The sequence below is a fragment of the uncultured Ellagibacter sp. genome (assembly GCF_934617235.1).
GTDB lineage: Bacteria > Actinomycetota > Coriobacteriia > Coriobacteriales > Eggerthellaceae > Ellagibacter.
Map to the genome: position 1 here is coordinate 43198 of NZ_CAKTTZ010000002.1, position 18388 is coordinate 61585.

Consider the following 18388-nt stretch of genomic DNA (forward strand, 5'->3'; position numbering starts at 1 on the left):
GTGATATTCGTTAGTAAACCCCTTGACGAGAAGGAGAATTCAAAATGAAGCAGTTCATCAAGAGCATGTCGGTACGGACAAAGAACATCGTATTCGGCGGAATATACGCCCTGCTCGTTCTGGCGGCGGTCTTCCCACCGCTGTACTTCTCCGCCAGCGGGAACGGCACGCTTATTTTAGGCGCGCCGATTGCCATGTGGTACTGGATCGCCGACTTCGCCCTGCTCATCGTAATGATGTTTGCCCTGTACTGGGTCGAGACCGTCCGCAACGAGGTCGATTGCGAGCCCGCTGCGGTGATGGCGGGAGGTGAATAGCATGGCAGTTATGTTGGGAATGCTCGGGGTCTTCTTCCTCGGAATCATCGCTGTTCTTTATCTCACGCTGAAGAAGTCGAAGTCGTTCGATGATTACGCGGTCGGCGGGCGCTCGTTCGGCCCGTGGCTCGTCGCCATGAGCTACGTGAACTCGTGGTGGCCGGGCACCGTGTTCATCTCCTTCGCCGGCCTTTCCGTGGCGTCGGGCGTCTTCGGCTTCTACGGCCTGGCCTATTCGACGCTGGGACTCGCGGCCATGTACTTCATCGCCTCGCGCGCCTGGCGCTGGGGCAAGCGATACAACCTGGTCACCCAGCCCGACCTGCTTCGCCTGCGCTACGGTTCGAAGGCAGTCGGCGTGGTGACGTCCATCATCGGTGTCATCGCCATCCTACCGTGGGTCATCCTCGGCATGCAGGCCCTCGCAACCGTGTTCAGCATCGCATCCGGCGGAACCTGGGCGCTGCCAGTCTGCCTGATCATCGGCCTTGCCACCGTGCTCATCCGCCAAATCTGGACGGTGCGCATGGGCATGCGCGGCCTGGTGTACACCGACATGTACCAAGGCCTCGTTGCCTACGTGATCGCCGCCATCGTCTGTGTGCTGCTTCTCGTTGCCCCGAACTCGCCCGCGAACTGGTCTTATCTGGCCGAGATTCCCGACCAGCTGCTCTTTTTGCCCGGCGACGGCGATTCCTACGGCCCGCTGTACATGTTCAGCAGCGTGTTCACCGGCGTTGTCGGCGCGCTGTGTTGGCCGATGAGCTTCGTTCGAATCTACACCGCCAACAACGTGAAGTCCGTTAAGAAGTCGACGAACTACGCCATGCTCATCGCCGGCGGATTCTACGCGCTGCTCACCATCGTGATGCTGGCCGCCTCGCACATCACCGGCGTTGCCGCCAATCCGCAGGCAGGATGGACAACGCTGCTTGAAAACTACGGAGGCGTTTGGCTGCTCGGCCTGGGCCTGACCATGATCTTCGCCGGCTCGATCGGCCACATCGACGGCAGCGTCCAAGCCGCCGGCACGCAGATCGCCAACGACATCGTCGGCAGCAAGGTGGAGCTGACCGACGCGCAGAAGACGGTCATCTCGAAGGCAAGCATGATGCTGTTCATCGCGCTTGCCGCCGTGCTCGCCTACTTCACCAACGGCATGGACCGCCTGCAGCTGCTCGCGCAGATTTCCTACCAGGCCGTTGTCCAGATTTCCGTGCCGCTGTTCCTCGGCATCTTCTTCAAGTTCGGCAACAAGAACGGCGCGCTGGCCGGCATGATCGCGGGCTTCGTCGTCGCCGCCGGGCTGACCATCGCCTTCCCCGACGACATCCCCGCGCTCGGCAGCATCACTGGCGGCGTGGTCGCCCTGTTCGTGAACCTGCTCGTGTACGTGACCGTGTCGCTCCTGACCAAAACCCCCGACGCCGAGCGCACCCGCGTTGACGAGCTGTTCGATATTGCCCGAGGTGGCAGCCGCGGCACCGTCACCGTCGGCGCCGCAGTTCCGGGCATGGCGAGCGTGGCAGAAGGCGAGGGCGTCGCATGCGGAACCGCCGCAAGCGTTACGACCTGCGAAGAGGCCGCTGCAACCGCAATGGCCGAAAACGAGCCCGAGGGCTTAGCCGCAAGCAAGGTGGCAAGCATCGCAACCGCCGCCTCCTCGCTGCGCGAAGCCGCGGTCGCAAGTTGCGCAAGATCCGGCGGCGCACCCGCAGAGGCGAGCGCTTCGTAGGCACCTTGCGAAATCGATTCCCCCTATCGTAAAAAGGCTGCGGGGCAAAACGCTCCGCAGCCTTCGTTTTGCCTGGCCGCAACTGCTAAGGAATCGCTGGCGTCAAGGGGTTGCGGCCAAAATCGGCAACGACCGCCAAGCATCTGACACAGCCGATCAAGGCGAGGCGGCGCTGCCAGACGACAACTACCGAGCCCAACACCCACGAGGAGACCCCCATGAACCAACCTCTTTCCGCCACACAGCATTTCTCCGAGCTGTTCGCCGAGTCGATGACAATCGGCCGCAAGCCGAACGGCGGAACCGATCGCATGGCGCTCACCCCCGACGACAGCGCGCATCGCACGTGGCTCGTCAAGCAGCTGCGCAAAGCCGGCACCGAAGTGCGCATCGATGGCGTCGGAAACATTTTCGGCCTGTTCACCTGGGACGATGACGCGCCCTACATACTGTGCGGGTCGCATCTGGACAGCCAGGAAAACGGCGGCGTATACGACGGGGCGTACGGTGTGGTGGCCGCGTTGGCGGCGGCACAGGCAATCGATGCGCGCGTGCGAAGCGGAGCGCTTGCCCCAGCGACGAACCTTGCCGTGGTCGACTGGACAAACGAAGAAGGCGCGCGCTTCGAGCCGAGTCTCATGGGCAGTCGCGTGTTCACGGGCGCGCTGCGGCTTTCCGACATCGAACAGGCGAAGGACTTAGGCGGCACGCGTTTCGGCGACGCGCTGCGCAAGAGCGGCTGGAAGGGAACCGACACGCCGCCGCAAGCTGCCGCCTACTTTGAGCTGCACGTCGAGCAAGGTCCTGAACTTGAGACAGCGGGCGTGAACATCGGGGCGGTCACCGGCAACTGGAGCGCCGTGAAAATGGATGTGGATATCGACGGCGAGCAGTCCCACACGGGATCGACCCCCATGCACCTGCGCAAGGATGCGCTCTACGGGATGGCGCTGCTCACCGTTGCCGCGCGCAAGCTCGCCGATGACTTCGCACGTCGCGGCACCGAAGTTCGCACGTCGGTCACCAAGGTGCGTTTGTTTCCGCATTCGCCGAATATCGTGACGTCGAAATGTCAGCTTCACCTGGAGGTTCGTGCAGAAAGTGAAGCGTGTGCCCGCGAGGCGGCCAATGAACTCGCCGCCTCTTTCGCCACGATCGAGGCGCAGTCGGGCACGGCAATCGCGATCGTCGACACCGAAGTTCGCCAGGCGATGACGTTTCCCGAAAGCGGCGTAGCCCTCATCGAGCACGCCGCAGCCGCATGCGGCCTCAGCTGCATCCGCACGAAAACGGTATGCGGGCACGACGCCGTAGCCCTTGCCGCCGCCGTGCCCAGCACGCTTCTGTTCGTGCCAAGCGTCGGCAGCAGCGCGCACTCGCCCAATGAATTCACCAAGCCCGAGGACCTCTCCAACGGCGTAAGGGTGCTCGTCGAGGTGTTGCAGGAAGCGCTTCGCCAAGGCGGCTTGGCATAAAAAATGCGGGTAGACGCCGATCAAGACGCCCACCCGAAAACCTTCCACCCGGCCAACCACCAGGCAGTTTCCCAAAGCTTTCCGCTAAGAAGCGCTCGGCGAGGCACTCTGGCCGCAAACCTGGGGCACCATCTCGATGCCCCAGGCTCTCTCGCCCGCGATCTTTCTTCTAATTCTCCAGCTGATCGAGCGATGCTTCCAGTGCGCTGGCGAAAAAGTCGAGGTCGGCGTCGTTGAACACCAGCGGCGGGCGAACCTTCAGCACGTTGCCGTACGGGCCGCACAAAGAGATGAGCACGTGGTTTTCGCGAAGCTGCTCGATGAGCGACACGGCGAACGGGCGATCGGCTTCCTGAGTACCGGGCTTCACCACCTCGACGCCGCAGAACAAACCGGCGCCGCGCACGTCGGCAAGACGAGGACGGCGTGCTGCCACATCGTGTATGGCGGCACGCAACTTCTCCCCCATGTCATAGGTATGAGCGAGGATGTCGTTTTCACGAATGTAATCGAGCACCGCCTGAGCCGCCGCCATCGACACGGGATTGCCCGCGAACGTGTTGAAGTACGGGTTGTTGTCGGCAAATGCGTCGAGCACGTCGGCGCGAATCGCCATGGCGGAACACGGGATGCCGTTAGCCATGGGTTTGCCCATCGTCACGATATCGGGCACGATGCCATGGCGCGCGAAGCCCCAGAACGCATCGCCCGTGCGGCAGAATCCGGGCTGCACCTCGTCGGCAATATAGAGGCCGCCCTCGCGATGTACCAGGTCAACGACTGATTTCAGGAAGCCACGAGCGCCCGGGATAACGCCATCGGAGGAGAAGATGTCGTCGAAGAGCACGCCAGCGAATTTGATGCCGTGGCGGCGCATGTCGGCAATTTGCAGGGAAATCTGCTCGCACATCCACGGGCCAAGGTCTTCGGTCCCCAAACGGAACGAGTCGGGCGAGGGAATCATGCGCATGGTGCGGCTCATGGCGACGCTCTTGCCGATCGACGGCGACAGCCCGGAGATCAGCGCCGTGTTCCCGTGGTAGGCCTCCCCCGTCACAATGACGCCCTCACCGCCGGTAAAGAGCTGCGCGCAACGGACGGCCAGGTCATTTGCTTCGGACCCTGAGCACATGAACATGATGCGGTTGATTTCGTCCGGCATGGTGGACAGCAGGTCCTCCGCATAGTTCAGGATATTCTCGTGCACGTAACGTGTGTGCGTATTGAGCAGCTGCAACTGCTTGGTAACCGCCTCGGTGACCACAGGATTGCTGTGTCCCATCGACGGGATGTTGTTGTACATGTCGAGGTATTCCTCGCCATCGGCGTCGAACAGGCGCGTTCCTTGTCCGCGCACCAGGTGAAGCGGCTTCTGGTAGAACAAGCGGTAACACGGCCCCAGCACGCGGCGGCGCTCAACCAAATCGTGCAGCTCGCCGCCGAGCGTATCGAGGTTGCCCATATTGAAACTGTTCGACTCAAGGATGCCGCAATCTTCCGAAGTGCCCATCATTCGCCCTTTCTTCCTCGTCAAACGCGTATGCGCATTTCAAACCATTTGCACATCTTGCATGGTAGGACGCAAAGAACGCAATCGAATGAACGCGAGGGGCGTTAGCAAAGCTTCAAACATCTGGAAATCAAGGCGAAATCGAACAGAAGCACACGCGTTACACGGGCGCGAAATGCACCGCGTGCTCAGACTGACGGGCGGGAGCACGGGCAGGTTGACAACCGGGTTCAGGCCAAAGGGCGCCAGACGCAAACAGACCCGCCCATGACCTGGACGGGTCTTCGTTTTCCCAAGCAAAAACAGCAAGTAGCTCCAAACGCGGCGCAAACCAACCGCGAGCCAAACGCGGTGCGTTAGCCTTCCACTCGAATCACCGAGGGCTCGGCGCGCAGGACGTCTTCGAGTCCCGCGATTTCCGCGAGCACCGCACGCACGCTCGCTTCCTTGGCGGTGTGCGTGACGTAGGAAAGGTTCACCGTCTCATGCTCGGAGTTGCCGCGCTGCACCACGGAGCGCACGGAGACGCCGTGCTTGGCGAACACGCCCGCCATCGCGGCGAGCACGCCCGAGCGGTCGGCAACGGCGAAGCGGATGTAGTACTTCGTCTGCAGCTCTTCCACCGGAAGAATGGGCAGGTCATCGGTGCAGGTGCAGCCCACGATGGGAGAAATTCCCAACGTGAGGTGACGCGCGACCTCGAGTACATCGCCCATGACGGCACTCGCCGCCGGGCCAGCACCCGCGCCCTCGCCGAAGAACATCGTCTCGCCCACAGCATCGCCCGTCACGTAAATCGCGTTGAACACGCCGTTCACCGTCGCGAGCTGATGCGCCTTCGGAAGCATCGTGGGGTGCACGCGCACGTCGATGCCGTTGGGAGTGCGATGGGCAATCGCCAAAAGCTTGATAACGTAGCCCATGTCGTCGGCGGTTTCCAAATCGAGCGTCGTGATGTTGCGGATGCCCTCGGTGTGCACATCGTCGAGCGTGACGCGCGAGTTGAAGGCAATCGACGCCAGGATAGCGATCTTCGCCGCAGCGTCGAATCCGTCGACGTCAGCCGTGGGGTCGGCCTCGGCGAACCCGCGCTCCTGAGCTTCCTTGAGCGCCTCATCGTAGGAAAGGTTGTCGTCGACCATGCGCGTGAGCATGTAGTTCGTCGTGCCGTTCACGATGCCCATGACAGACGTCACCTCGTTCGAGATGAGCGAATGCTTCAGCGGGTCGATGATGGGAATGCCGCCGCCGACGGACGCCTCGAAGGCGAGCTCGCGGTTCATCTTCTCCGCCAGGTGCATGACTTCCTCGCCGTGGGTCGCCATGAGCGCCTTGTTGGCCGTGACGACGTTCTTGCCCGCTTCGAGGGCCGACACGACCACATCGCGCGCCACCGTGGTGCCGCCGATGAGCTCGATGACGATGTCGATGTCGGGGTCGTTGATGATGTCGTGGTAATCCAACGTGAACAGATCGCTCACGCCGTGAGCTTCGGCCTGTTCAGGGTCGCGCGAGCAGACGCGCGCAAGCTCCACATCGATGCCGTAATGGCGCTTGAAGTCCTCCTTGTGCTTCTGAAGGATGTCAATGCAACCGCCACCAACCGTGCCGGTGCCGACGAGTCCGAGCTTGATGGTCATAAGGTCCTCCTAGATGTCGCGGGCGTAGAGATCGGCGTAGGTCTCGCGGCGCGTGACGACGCGGGCGACACCATCTTTCACGAACACTACGGCCGGCTTGGGCTGGCCATTGTAATTACTTGACATGGTAGAGCAGTACGCGCCCGTTGTGAACACGCACGCGATATCACCGATTTCCGGATGCTGAATAGGCATGTCGATGACGACCGCGTCGCCGCTTTCGCAGTGCTTGCCGCACAGCGTGACGATTTCCGTGCGCGGCTCGCCCGCCTTGTTGGCGATCACGGGCTCATAGTCGGCGTGGTAGAGCGCCGTGCGGATGTTGTCGGACATGCCGCCGTCGATGGCGACGTACTTGCGGATGCTGGGCAGAGTTTTCAAGATGCCCACGGTGTAGAGTGTGACGCCCGCATTGGCGACAAGGCTACGACCAGGCTCAACGAGGATGCGCGGCTCGGCAACGCCGTATTCGGCGCAGAAGTCCTTCACGGCACGGGTCGTGCATTCCGCAAAATCGTCGATCGAAGAGGGCTTATCGGTCGCGAGGTAAGCCACGCCCAGGCCGCCGCCTAAGTCGAGCTCGGGAATCTCGATGCCGTATTCCTTCTGCACGCGCGCGATGAACTCGATCATGACCTGCGCCGCCTCGCGGAACGAGTGGAGCGCGAAGATCTGCGAGCCGATATGGCAGTGGAAGCCGACGAGCTTCACGTTGGGCGCCTCGATGGCGTCCTTCACGCACTTGAAGGCGAAGTCGTCAAGCATGGTGAAGCCGAACTTGGAGTCCTCGCAGCCGGTGCGGATGTACTCGTGCGTGTCAGCCTCGACACCGGGCGTGATGCGCATGTAGATGGCCTGCTCAACGCCCAGTTCGCCGGCGATTTCGGACACGCGCGCCAGCTCGATGCGGCTGTCGACCACGATGCGCCCCACACCTGCGGAGATGGCTTCGCGCAGCTCGGCCGGCGTCTTGTTGTTGCCGTGCACGAAGACGCGCTCCATCGGGAAGCCCGCCATCTGGGCGCAGGCAAGCTCGCCGCCGCCCGACACGTCGAGGCAAAGGCCCTCTTCGCCCACGATGCGCACGACTTCCTTATTCAAAAAGGCCTTGGAAGCGTAGATGACGTCGGAGTTCTCGTAGCGCGAACGGAACGCCTCGCGGTAGGTCTCCATGCGCCAACGAAGGTCGGCCTCGTCGAACACGTAGAGCGCCGTACCCTCCTCGTGCGCGAGCTTCACCATGTCGACACCGCCGATGAACAGGTGGTTATCGCGGACCTCGGCCGTGCGGGGAAGAACCTCGCCCAACTCCATGGTGGTAAGGTTGTCGGGCTGCTTGCTGGTATCGGATGCTGGGAGAGACATAGCTGTCCTTTCTGATGCTGTGGAATTTTCCCAGTCTATCATTTGGGCGATGAGCAAGTATTTCCCATTCGTAAAATGCACGCGTTTTATAGGGAAGGGGCTGAAGGTAGGCGGGGTTTTCCCACCCTACGCCCGGCGAAGCGACAACGTGAATGTCGCGCCTTGCGAGCTGCCGTTTTCAGCGGAAAGAGACGCCCCCATTCGCCGGGCCGCCGACTGAGCGATGGAAAGGCCCAGGCCGAAATGCCCGCCTTCACCTTTGTAGCAGCGCTCGAACACATGGGGCAGGTCGGCCTTCCCTATCCCTGGCCCGTCGTCGGCGACCGTCACTTCCACCCGATCGCCCCGCTCGCAGATAGACACGATAGCCTTGCTTTGCGCATAGCGAATCGCGTTCGAGAGCAGATTATCCATGACCTTGTCGAAAAGATTGTCGGTCGCAAGCGCCACAGCTTTGCAGCCAGGCTCCCTCACCTCGATCGAGATGCCGCGCGAGGACGCGAGGCCCCGCGCACGATCAACGCAACGATTGAGCGATCCAACCACGTCAGTCGGGCACAACGCTGCGCAATCCACATTACCTTCCAGGCGCGACAGGCACAGCAAACCGTCGACCACCTCGGCAAGGCGCGCGCTTTCATCCATGATGACGCGTGCAGCATGTTGTGGCGGATCAAACACGCCCCGCTCGATTCCCTGGGCGTAACCGCCGATCGACATCAAGGGACTTCGCAGCTCATGGGAGACGTTTTCCAAAAAGCGTTTCTGGCTTTGCTCCGACTGCTCAAGCCGCCTCGACATGTCGTTCATGGAGCATCGCAGCTCTTCAAGCTCGCCAAGCCCGAACGTCGGCGCAATCTCGACGAAATCGCCCGCGCCGATACGCTCAGCGCTACGGCAAAGACGCGCAAGCGGACGCGTGATGCTGCGCGCCGTCGCCACAAGCGCCACAAGCACGACCAGGGCAAAGACCGACGATACGCCCAGAACGAGAAGCGAGGAGGCATCCACCCACTCGCCGATATGCGAGGTCGGGCAATAGACGACCACGTGAGCCAGGTTGTGTGCGCCGGAAGGAGGGTCATAGCTAGCAGCGAGATACGTTTCGCCGTCGCTTGCCGAAAGCTCGATAGAGTCGCCCTCAATCGCCCCGTTCTCCTGGAAATACCGCGCAAAATCGGCGGCGAGGGGCGCGACGTCCTCGCGAAGCTGCTCGTTGCGCGGGTACACCACCTTCATCGTATTCGACAATATCAAAAGACGCGCATTGCCGCCCAACTGCGAGGCGGTAACCCCCGCTCCCTTCAAGAAGGCTTGCGTGCTATCGCCTAACGCCTCCGCCGCACCGTCGCCGTTAGAGTTCGAAGCATCGGCGCCTTCCTCCGAAAACCCGCTTTCGAGCAGGGGCTCTATCTGCTGTTGCAAGGTGGAAAGCTCCCGCTCGGCTTCCGAATACGCATAGCGCGTTGCGCTTACGTGGAAGACGAAGCACGACAGGGGCGGCAAAAGCAAAAGGGCCACGGCAGGGATGAGAAGCCGCGCGAGAACGCGCTGTCTTCCGCAATGCTCGGCAGGGCGGCTCATTCGCACTCCTCCGCAGCGATGCGGAACCCGAAGCCCCAAACGGTCTCCACACTCACGCCGCCTCCGGCGTCCCGGAGCTTACGGCGCAGACGCTTCACCAGGTCATCAGCCGCACGAGTGTCGGCCTGCCAGTTGATGCCCCAGAGCGCTTTCAGCAATTCTTCCCTGCTTACCGCCCTGTCTTGGCGTTCAACCAAGTATGTCAGGAAATCGAACTCCGTCGGTGTGAGCGAAATCGGGCTGCCTCTCAGAAGCGCATCGCGTCGCCCAGGGAAAAGCTCGAGCGTGCCGAAGGAGAGCTTCCGCGGCGCAAGCTCGGCAGCGGATGGGAATCCGTGCTTGTGCGCGCGCCGTAAAATCGCCTTGACACGAGCGACGAGCTCGATCGGAAGGAACGGTTTCACCAGGTAATCGTCACTGCCAAGCGTCAGTCCCGTCACGCGATCGTAGGGGCTGTCCTTGGCCGACACGATGATGATGGGCAAGTCAGTATGGTCGCGACGAAGCGTCGAGCACGCCGTAAGCCCATCGACCCCAGGCATCATGACGTCAAGTATAACCAGGTCGGGTATGCTTTTCCCGCAAGCCTCCATCAGGCTCGCCCCGTTGTCGAAGGACTGCACCTCGAAGCCCTCCTGGGAAAGGAACGCCGCAATCAGCTCGCGAATATTCTCGTCGTCGTCGGCAAGGTAAATACGTTCGGACACCGTTTCCTCGTTTCTCTTCACCGCAGATCATACCCATGTTCGCCTCACACGGGAACCACCTTGCCGCGACTTTGCCGCACTTTGACCCTCGAAACGGCGAAACCGATGCCGCTACGCTCAAGCTTGCGCCGCTCGAAGAAACGAGCGGGACATCGCTTTCCACCACCGACGAACAGGAGCCCCCATGAAGCATCCGCGAGCACTTGCAGGCATTCTCCTCACACCGCTTTTGGCGGCCTCGCTGGTCCCCGTTGCCGCAACGCAAGCAATTGCCGAGAATTCGTTCACCCATAGCGATTTCATCGAGACGGAACAGCCCGAGCTCACTCAGGAAACTAAAGACCTGATCTCCGCCTATCAGAAATCCCCTACAGAAGAGAACTACCTGGCCCTGCGATCCATCGTGATCGACAACTACAACGCCGTACTCGACCGCAAGGAGCAAAAGCTCGCCTCGCTGAAGGTCGAGACTGCGGGCAAGCCAGGTGGCGAGGAAACCGTCGCAGAGATGGAAGACATCGTGCAGGACATGTACGCAACCTACTGGAACCGCATCAACTCCAGCATGCTGCGCTTCACCGACGCGCGCCTTTTGAAGTGGAAGACGTCGAATGCCTCCCAATACGAGTTCATCCCCGTCATGGGTGCGGGCGAGAGCATCTATGTAAGCCGCACGCCGGTGACTAACGCCCAATACGCCGCCTATCTCGAAGCGACGGGCGCGCAAGCACCTGAGAACTGGGGAGACGGATCGCATGAGGGCGATGCAGACTACCCGGTGAACTATGTTTCCTACGAAGATGCACAGGCTTACTGCGATTGGCTCACCGAGCAGGACGGCGAAAACACCTACCGCCTTCCCAATGAGAGCGAATGGGAGCTTGCGGCGGGTCATATGCCCAAGGACGCCGACTTCAACTGCGGCGTCGCAGACGGACGCGTCTCTGTTTATGAGTACGACGGCGTCACGCGCGGCGCCCATGGAGCCATCGACTTCTGGGGCAACGTATGGGAGTGGACCTCGACCGTTCGCGAGAGCGAGGGAGACGACGTCCTGCTCGGGGTGAAGGGCGGCGCATGGAACAGCGAGCGCACCGACTGCCGTACTGAGAACCGCAAGGAGGGGCGCTTCGCCTCCGAGGGATTCGCCGATGTTGGGTTCCGCGTCATCCAGGTGAAGGGCGGGCAAGAGCCCGATCAGAAGGTCGAACTGGCGACCCTGCCCGCGCCCGAGGTGAGCGCAACGCCCGATTCGAACAGCATCGCGCTTTCTTGGCAGCCCGTCGAGGGAGCCAACAGCTATCAGCTCTTCGAGTACTTCCCCGACACGGGCCTTATCCAGATGATGGGTACGACGGACGGCACCTCCACCACTTTCGACGGGCTTGAGGAGGGCAGTACGCACAGCTACATCGTGCAACCTATCTCTTACGTTGAGATAGCAGACAACGTTTCTGCAGAATACGCGGTGACCGCAACCTGCGTCGCGCAAGGGGCAGAAGCGCTTCCTGGCGAAGGCGCGGGTGCGGGCTCGGGCGCGGGCGAGGGCTCGGGGAACGAAGGCGAAGGCGCTGAGCAGCAGGCCGCCACGCTTTCCCTCGTGACCGCGGGCAACCTCAACTGCTGGCTGTACACCCCCGAAAACGCAACGGAGAACATGCCGCTCATCGTGTACCTCCATGGCATCACGGGCAAGGGGGACGATCCCGACGCAATGCTCTCGTCAGACGACTTCGCCCGATGGATCTCCGATGGCACGCTCGGGAGCATTCCCGCCTACGTGCTCATGCCCCAAGCGCCCTCAAGCGCAAGGGACTGGATCGCCCTTAGCAGCAACGTCATCTCCGCAACCGAAGAGGTGAAGGCAGCGTACAACATCGATCCGACCAACGTGAGCCTCACCGGATTCAGCATGGGCGGCACCGGAACATGGAGCATCGCCGCTTCCAACCCCGACGAGTTCGCACGCATTGCACCGTGCAGTGGAGGCGTGCGAGGCAAAAAGACTATGATTTCGGCGCTTGCCAACGTAGAGACCTGGGCATTCGTCGGCACGGAAGACAAGGTGGTAAAGCCCCAGTCGTCCATCGATTTGGTTAGCAAACTTGCGGATTCGGGCTCTGCGGCACGCATCACGACCTTCGAGGGAGCAAGCCACACCGACGTCCCCGCGCTTGCCTACCTTGACGGCGAAATCAACCTAGTCAGTTGGCTCATTAGCGGCGAATAGCAAACCTGCGGATTCGCGGGAAGTGGAGTGTGCCCCTCACGCGGGAAGGCGCACTTCGAGTACAATGGGTCTCCAGACGAGCGCCTGGAAAAGGGCGTTCGAACACTCAACGTTTTGGAGGCAACTTATGTCCAAACCTGAACCGTCGATCGACCAGTGGCTCAAGGAAGCCAAGGCCGACCCGAAAGCCGCGCAGTGCGGCATGTTCCTCACCCACAACGGCATCGTGCGCATCACCCCCAAAAAGCAGGTGCGCGAAGGCGTTCAAGGCCTCGGAGAAGTCGCGAAGGTGCAATTCTCCTATGACGCCGAGGGCGTTGCCGAGGCCGAGAAAGAGGCACTCACCTGGCCTGGCGTGTACTACGTGCGCACCTGGATGAACGAGGGCGAGCTTGGCGTGGGCGATTCTATCATGTACGTGCTCATCGGCGCCGACATCCGCCCGAACTGCGTCGATGCGCTGCAGAAGCTCGTCGGCAAGATCAAAAACGAGCTCGTCGTGGAAAAGGAAATCTACGCGTAGAGCTTTCGCGTAAACGCAGCGGCGCCCCGGGGGGAGAAAAGCCAGCCCCGGGGCGCCGCACTAATGTGATGACAAGCGAGCGGGGCTCGCCTCGTTGCATTTTCAGAGGGGAGATGCGAGCTTTTGAACAACTCGCTTATCAGCAATTATCAGACGAAGCTGCTCATCCTGGACGCGGCCGACAAGCTTGTCGAGGAAACGCCGTTCGACAAGCTCTCGGTCACACAGATTTGCGAGGAAGCAGGGGTATCCCGCGCGACGTTCTACCGATGCTTCAAAGACAAGTTCGCCATCGCCCAATGGCACGTGGAGCTCGCCTGGGCGCAAGGGGCAAACGAAATCGGCCGCACGCTTTCGTGGAAAGAGGGGTACTACATCACGGAGGCGAACATTGCAAGCCGCAACCTCTTCTATGCAGGCGTCGCGAAATCGAACGACTACAATGCCATCGACAATTTCGCCCCGCGCCTGCGTCGCAAGACGATCACCGAAACGCTCACGCAGATGCGCAAAATTCCCTTGACGGAGCACTTGAAGTTCCAGATCGACGCCACCGTCGAACTCGAGGTCCACCTGCTTCCGAAATGGCATTACGGTTTCTACGACGTATCCCTCGACGAGATGTGCGAATGGGTTGCCAATTCGGTTCCGCGCGAGCTGTTCGACCTTTTGAACACGCCGCTCCATCCGCGCTCATCGCGTCCGCCCCGACCCATCGTGGAGCCTAAGCCGCATCACATCATTTAGCGCTCCCCGCCGCCCGTATTCCGCTGGAACGATCCCGGGATTTTCGGCAGCGGCTTGCCGCAGTTCGCGCACACTTTCGCGTCAACCTCATTTTGCGTGCGGCAAAAGATGCACCACCCGGCAGGCTTCACCTTTGCGTCGGACGAAGGCGGCCCGCACTTCCCGCAATGTATGCACGCAAAGCAGCGCGGCATCAGGCTATCGATTCTCGTCCGCGCCAGCCGCGTCAGAGGGCGCGTGCTCATCCAGTGCACCATCTGCAGGTTTCGCCACGAGCGCACGCATGGGATGCGCAAGACCGACGACCGCGCACGCCACGCAAATCGCAATCAGCACGGGAAACACGGCATCGCTGCCAGCCGCAGGGTTTGCCGCCACCGTTGCCGCAAACAGGTACGGCGCAATGAAGGGCCCTAAGTTCATCATGGAAGTCATGATGCCGGAGACGAACGGCACGCGGCTTTTCGGAGCGATATTTCCCGTCGCGTTCTGTGCCGCCGTGAAGAACATCGAACCGCCGAATCCTAAGATGAACACGCCGATCGCGTAGATGATCGTGTTGTCAGCAAACATGCAGGGCACAACACCGATCGCCGCAAGCGCAGCGCCGATGCCGAACAGACGGGCTTTGAACACGCGCACAAGCGTCGGGAAGGCAAGCCCGCACAAGATGGTGCCGATACCGCAGCAGTTGATGACGAGCGCCGCCTGACCGGAGCTTGCAAGCCCACGAACGTCGAGGATGGTCGATGTGATGATCTGCACGGTCACGACGCAGGTCCACGTCGCCAGCGCAAAGAGCGCATATCCCCAGATAGCGTGAGGAATCTTCTCCTTTGCCGCCTCCGTGCATTCCACACGCTCGCGTTCGCGACCCTCGGCTACAACGCCTTTCGCCTCAGGCATCCACGCAAGCGCGATAACCATGGGGACAAGGCCGATAAGATACGCAAGGAAGGAATAATTCCAGCCGATTTCGGTGAGATACCCCGCAACCGTCGTGTAAATCAGGTTGAACAGGAACTGGATCGTGATGCCGAGCCCCAGAAGGCGCGAGCGTTTCTCGCCTTCGAACAGGGCGATGATGGTCGCATTCCCCACAGGGAACATCACGCCCAAGCCGATGCCCACGATAACGCGCGAAAAGATGACAGGCGTGTAGTCGGTGATGTCCGGCATAAGAAACGGGAAAGCGCCGCCGAGCGACATCACCAAGATACCGAGGATAGCCATCGGCTTGAAGCCGACCTTGTGAAGAATAGCTCCCGAAAGCACGCTCACCGGCACCGATACGATACCCGTGATACTGTTCGCAAACATGATAGTCGTGATGTCCGTCCCCACGAAATGGTGCGAGAACGCGGCTATCGAAGGCGTCAAGATGGCAAACTCGCTCATCGTGCAGAAGAGCGCCAAAATACCGATTACGTTAAGGGTCGAAAGACCCCACCCCTCTTTGTTTTTCATGCCTACAACCCCTCTTCTTAGGCTTTCTATTATGCGCGAAATCCCCCGATCGACGCATCGGATGGAGCAATCGTGCGCTCGTTGCCCCATCCGATGCGTACCGCGAGTGCACGCAAGCGCGCAGGCGGTACGCGGGGAGGGAAATGCCCCGAGCCGAACTCTGGGGGGGGAGGTTGAATCGGCTCGGGGTTTGCTCATACGAGGTGGAGAATCTCGCAGAGCGTCGGATAGCTATTCAGTCGGCGCCCAAAGAACCTGCTTGGGCTTCTTGGTGAGCTCGGCGGCCATCTCCTCGATGGTGCCGAACTTCATGCACGCGCCGAGGCAGTTGTGCACGCACACCGGCTCGCGGTTGTCGGCCAGGCGCTCGGCGCACAGGTCGCACAGGTCCGTCGGGACCGGAATCTTATTCCAGTTGAAGTTCGCGCCCTGGTCAGAGGAGTCATCCTTTTGCCAAGGACCCTCGTCGAGCACGCGGATGCCCCACTTGCCCACCGGGAAGTTGTGCTCTTCCTTGCAGGCGACCTCGCAAGACTGGCAGCCCGTGCAGTATTCGTAGTCGATAAGCAGACCGTATTGAGTCATTTTCGTTACACCAGCTTTCCAAACTTCTCGCCGAACGCCTTCATGTCGACGTCGTAGCTTTCCTTCAGGGGCGTGACGTTGCAGCACGCGCTCTTGTACGGTGCGCCCAGGCCGAGCGCGTTGTTGTGATGAAGCGGGATCAGGTCGTTGCAGTTGGACTGCCACACGCCGAACAGCGAGGGCTCCGATCCGTCCTGCTCAGGGAACCACCAGCCGTGGTCGGCCTCGACGTGGCCTTCCTTGATGGTCGGCAAGATGCGAGCCTTGTACTTCGCCTTGCCGAACATGTTGGAAATCTCGCACCACTGGCCGTCGGCGAGGCCTATCTTCTCGGCGTCCTTCGGGTTGATCTCGAGCATCGGGTTCGGGTCGATCTCGCGCAGGACGGCGATCTGACGATGCTCGGAGTGGAAGGAACTGTAGCGGCGATGGCCCGTGGAGAGGATGAACGGGTACTTCTTCATGATCTCCTCGTGCGAGAGGTCGCGCTCATGCCACTTGGCGTCGAGCTCCTCGGGCACATAGGGGTTCGCCAGCAGATGCAGGTCCTCGGGCTTCTTGTCCGGGATGCGCGGCGAAAGGTCGGGCTCGTAGTAGTACGGCAGCGGATCCATGCCGTTGTCATTGAACTGCGAGGACCACAGCTCCACGCGACCGGTCGGGGTGAGGAAGCCGGGCTGCCCGTCGGGGCGCAGCTTGCCGGTCTCGTACTTCTTGTAGTATACCTTGCGCTTGAACTTCACAAGGCCCTTGACCTCGTCGAAGGTGTGGCGTCCCTCGAGGCGGTTCTTGTTCAGGTAGTCGTGGTACTCGGCGTACTTCTCGTGCGCGAAGCAGGCCTTCGGGTCGTCCGGGAACATCTTGGCCATGCGCTCGGCGAGCAGGCAGTAGATCTCGAGGTCGGACTTCGCCTCGCCCACCGTGATCGCCTTGTTGCCGCAGCCGGTGGTGATGGAGGCAGCGCCGTAGTGGGTGCGGTTCACGCCGTCATGCTCGACCACGGTCGACAGCGGCAGGAACACGTCGCATACCGCCTGGATGGTCGGGGTGATGAAGCAGTCGGTGCCGAAGGCGAACTCGATGGAGCGCTGGAAGGCCTTGTGCCAACGCGTCGGCTCGGCGGAGTTCGTCGGCGCGAGCAGGTTGGTGTTGGCGATCCAGGCCATCTTCACCGGGTAGGGCTCGTCGGTTTCCAAGGTGTCGAGAATGCAGTCCGCCTGGCAGCCGGTAATCTGATTGCAGTAGAGCGGGTACTTGTCCATGCCGACGCACTCAGCGCGCTCCTCGTCGGTCATCTGGTACCAGCCCTCGGTGATGAACGAGCGGGTATCGGTGTTGTGCGCAGACTGGCCCGCAGCTGCATCGCCAGTGAGGTCCTCGGGCATCGACAGGTCGGCGACGATGTTGCCACCGGGAACGTCGAGGTTGCCGGTCATGCAGATCATGGCAAGCACGCACTGGCCGGCCTGCATGCCGTTGGTGTTCTGGTCGAATGCGAGGCCCCAAGCGATGGATGCGGGCTTCGCGGCGGCGTACATGCGGGTCACGCGGTAGATGTCGTCGACGGGCACCTCGCAGATCTCGGCCGCCTTCTCCGGCGTCATGTAGGAGACGCGCTCGGCGAACTCGTCGAAGCCGTAGCACCAGCGCTCGATGAAGTCGTGGTCGTAGAGGTCTTCCTTGATGAGGATGTTGCACATCGCCATCGCGAGCGCCGCGTCGGTGCCGTTGCGCAGGCGCAGCTGCACGACGGAGCGGGTGGCGAGCCAGTTCACGCGCGGGTCGATGGTCACGAGCTTCGCGCCGCGCTTCATAAGGTCGATCACCGCGTGGCCGAAGAAGCCGTCGGGGTTGGACGCGAGCGGCATCTTGCCCCAGAGAACCATGAGCTCGGGCACCTGATACTCGGGGTCGTCGTAGCCGCCTTCGAGACCGCCGGCGTAGTCGAGCTCGGGGTAGAGCGCGCCGAGAACCATCTGGGAGGACATCATGCGCGGCTGGTAGCAGGCGTAGCCGGACTGCGTGTAAGCCAGGTTGGGCGTGCGGAAGATGGAGAGCTGGAAGTCCTGCGAGAGCATGCCGTCGCGGCCGGTGCCCACGAAGATCGCCATGGTCTTGCGACCGTACTGCTCGGTGAGTTCCTTCCAGTTGTCCATGATGAGGTCGAGCGCCTCATCCCAGCTGCAGCGCTCCCACGCGTCGGCGTTGCCGCGTTCGGCCTTGTCGCGCTTCATCGGGTAGATGACGCGGCTCGGATTGTACACGTAGTCCTTGAGCGCCAGGCATCTCGGGCAGAGGCGACCATGCGTGATGGGGTCGTTCTCGTCACCCTCGATGTGGTCCATGCGGCCGTCCTTGTCGACGTAGATCTTGATGCCGCATCCAACTGGATGGCACCCCGGGGGGCTCCACACCGATGAACGGTAAACCGTGAAGTCGCCATCTTGGAACTTCCAAGGTTTGCCCAGGTCGTTCTTGAATTCCATGATCTAGCTCCTCTCGT

Annotated in this window: 14 protein-coding genes; 6 read left to right on the plus strand and 8 right to left on the minus strand. The window is 61.4% G+C overall.

What is annotated here, in order from left to right; all coding sequences use genetic code 11:
• Window positions 1-44: 44 nt before the first annotated feature.
• The 3 genes from Q0G85_RS00725 to Q0G85_RS00735 all read left to right on the plus strand — a co-directional run bounded on the left by Q0G85_RS00725 (window position 45) and on the right by Q0G85_RS00735 (window position 3527).
• Window positions 45-317 carry a hypothetical protein gene (locus Q0G85_RS00725; protein ID WP_297153741.1) on the plus strand — a complete coding sequence of 91 codons (273 nt, stop codon included), beginning with the start codon at window positions 45-47 and terminating at the stop codon, window positions 315-317.
• 1 nt (window position 318) lies between these two features.
• On the plus strand, window positions 319-2052 hold the full coding sequence (locus Q0G85_RS00730; protein WP_297153744.1) for a sodium:solute symporter: 1734 nt from the start codon (window positions 319-321) through the stop codon (window positions 2050-2052).
• A 218-nt stretch (window positions 2053-2270) separates the two neighbouring features.
• Window positions 2271-3527, plus strand: coding sequence for a Zn-dependent hydrolase (locus Q0G85_RS00735; protein ID WP_297153747.1), 1257 nt, complete (start codon window positions 2271-2273; stop codon window positions 3525-3527).
• A gap of 169 nt (window positions 3528-3696) precedes the next feature.
• Here the strand turns inward: Q0G85_RS00735 and Q0G85_RS00740 are convergent, their stop codons facing one another.
• From Q0G85_RS00740 to Q0G85_RS00760, 5 genes are all read right to left on the minus strand, one after another.
• Entirely contained in the window at window positions 3697-5040 is a 1344-nt protein-coding gene (locus Q0G85_RS00740; RefSeq protein WP_297153752.1) for an aspartate aminotransferase family protein, read from the minus strand.
• A 353-nt stretch (window positions 5041-5393) separates the two neighbouring features.
• The gene (locus Q0G85_RS00745; protein WP_297153755.1) at window positions 5394-6677 is read right to left on the minus strand and encodes a homoserine dehydrogenase; all 1284 of its coding nucleotides are present in this window, start codon (window positions 6675-6677) and stop codon (window positions 5394-5396) included.
• 9 nt (window positions 6678-6686) lie between these two features.
• Window positions 6687-8042 carry a diaminopimelate decarboxylase gene (lysA, locus tag Q0G85_RS00750; protein WP_297153757.1) on the minus strand — a complete coding sequence of 452 codons (1356 nt, stop codon included), beginning with the start codon at window positions 8040-8042 and terminating at the stop codon, window positions 6687-6689.
• A gap of 126 nt (window positions 8043-8168) precedes the next feature.
• Complete coding sequence (locus Q0G85_RS00755; RefSeq protein WP_297153759.1) at window positions 8169-9626, minus strand: HAMP domain-containing sensor histidine kinase; 1458 nt, start codon at window positions 9624-9626, stop codon at window positions 8169-8171.
• Window positions 9623-10333, minus strand: a complete 711-nt coding sequence (locus Q0G85_RS00760; protein ID WP_297153762.1) for a response regulator transcription factor — start codon at window positions 10331-10333, stop codon at window positions 9623-9625. The genes Q0G85_RS00755 and Q0G85_RS00760 overlap by 4 nt, the downstream gene beginning before the upstream one ends.
• A gap of 184 nt (window positions 10334-10517) precedes the next feature.
• Between Q0G85_RS00760 and Q0G85_RS00765 the strand changes: the two genes are divergently transcribed.
• The 3 genes from Q0G85_RS00765 (at window position 10518) to Q0G85_RS00775 (ending at window position 13833) form a co-directional block, all read left to right on the plus strand.
• Window positions 10518-12563: an SUMF1/EgtB/PvdO family nonheme iron enzyme gene (locus Q0G85_RS00765; protein WP_297153765.1), complete on the plus strand. Its 2046-nt coding sequence runs from the start codon at window positions 10518-10520 to the stop codon at window positions 12561-12563.
• A 127-nt stretch (window positions 12564-12690) separates the two neighbouring features.
• Window positions 12691-13086: a molybdenum cofactor biosynthesis protein MoaE gene (locus Q0G85_RS00770; RefSeq protein ID WP_297153769.1), complete on the plus strand. Its 396-nt coding sequence runs from the start codon at window positions 12691-12693 to the stop codon at window positions 13084-13086.
• A gap of 123 nt (window positions 13087-13209) precedes the next feature.
• On the plus strand, window positions 13210-13833 hold the full coding sequence (locus Q0G85_RS00775) for a TetR/AcrR family transcriptional regulator (protein WP_297153772.1): 624 nt from the start codon (window positions 13210-13212) through the stop codon (window positions 13831-13833).
• A gap of 198 nt (window positions 13834-14031) precedes the next feature.
• Here the strand turns inward: Q0G85_RS00775 and Q0G85_RS00780 are convergent, their stop codons facing one another.
• From Q0G85_RS00780 to Q0G85_RS00790, 3 genes are all read right to left on the minus strand, one after another.
• Window positions 14032-15300, minus strand: coding sequence for an MFS transporter (locus tag Q0G85_RS00780; RefSeq protein ID WP_297153775.1), 1269 nt, complete (start codon window positions 15298-15300; stop codon window positions 14032-14034).
• A 231-nt stretch (window positions 15301-15531) separates the two neighbouring features.
• Window positions 15532-15885: an oxidoreductase gene (locus Q0G85_RS00785; protein WP_297153778.1), complete on the minus strand. Its 354-nt coding sequence runs from the start codon at window positions 15883-15885 to the stop codon at window positions 15532-15534.
• Window positions 15886-15890: 5 nt separating this feature from the next.
• Complete coding sequence (locus Q0G85_RS00790) at window positions 15891-18371, minus strand: molybdopterin-dependent oxidoreductase (RefSeq protein ID WP_297153781.1); 2481 nt, start codon at window positions 18369-18371, stop codon at window positions 15891-15893.
• Window positions 18372-18388: the final 17 nt, after the last annotated feature.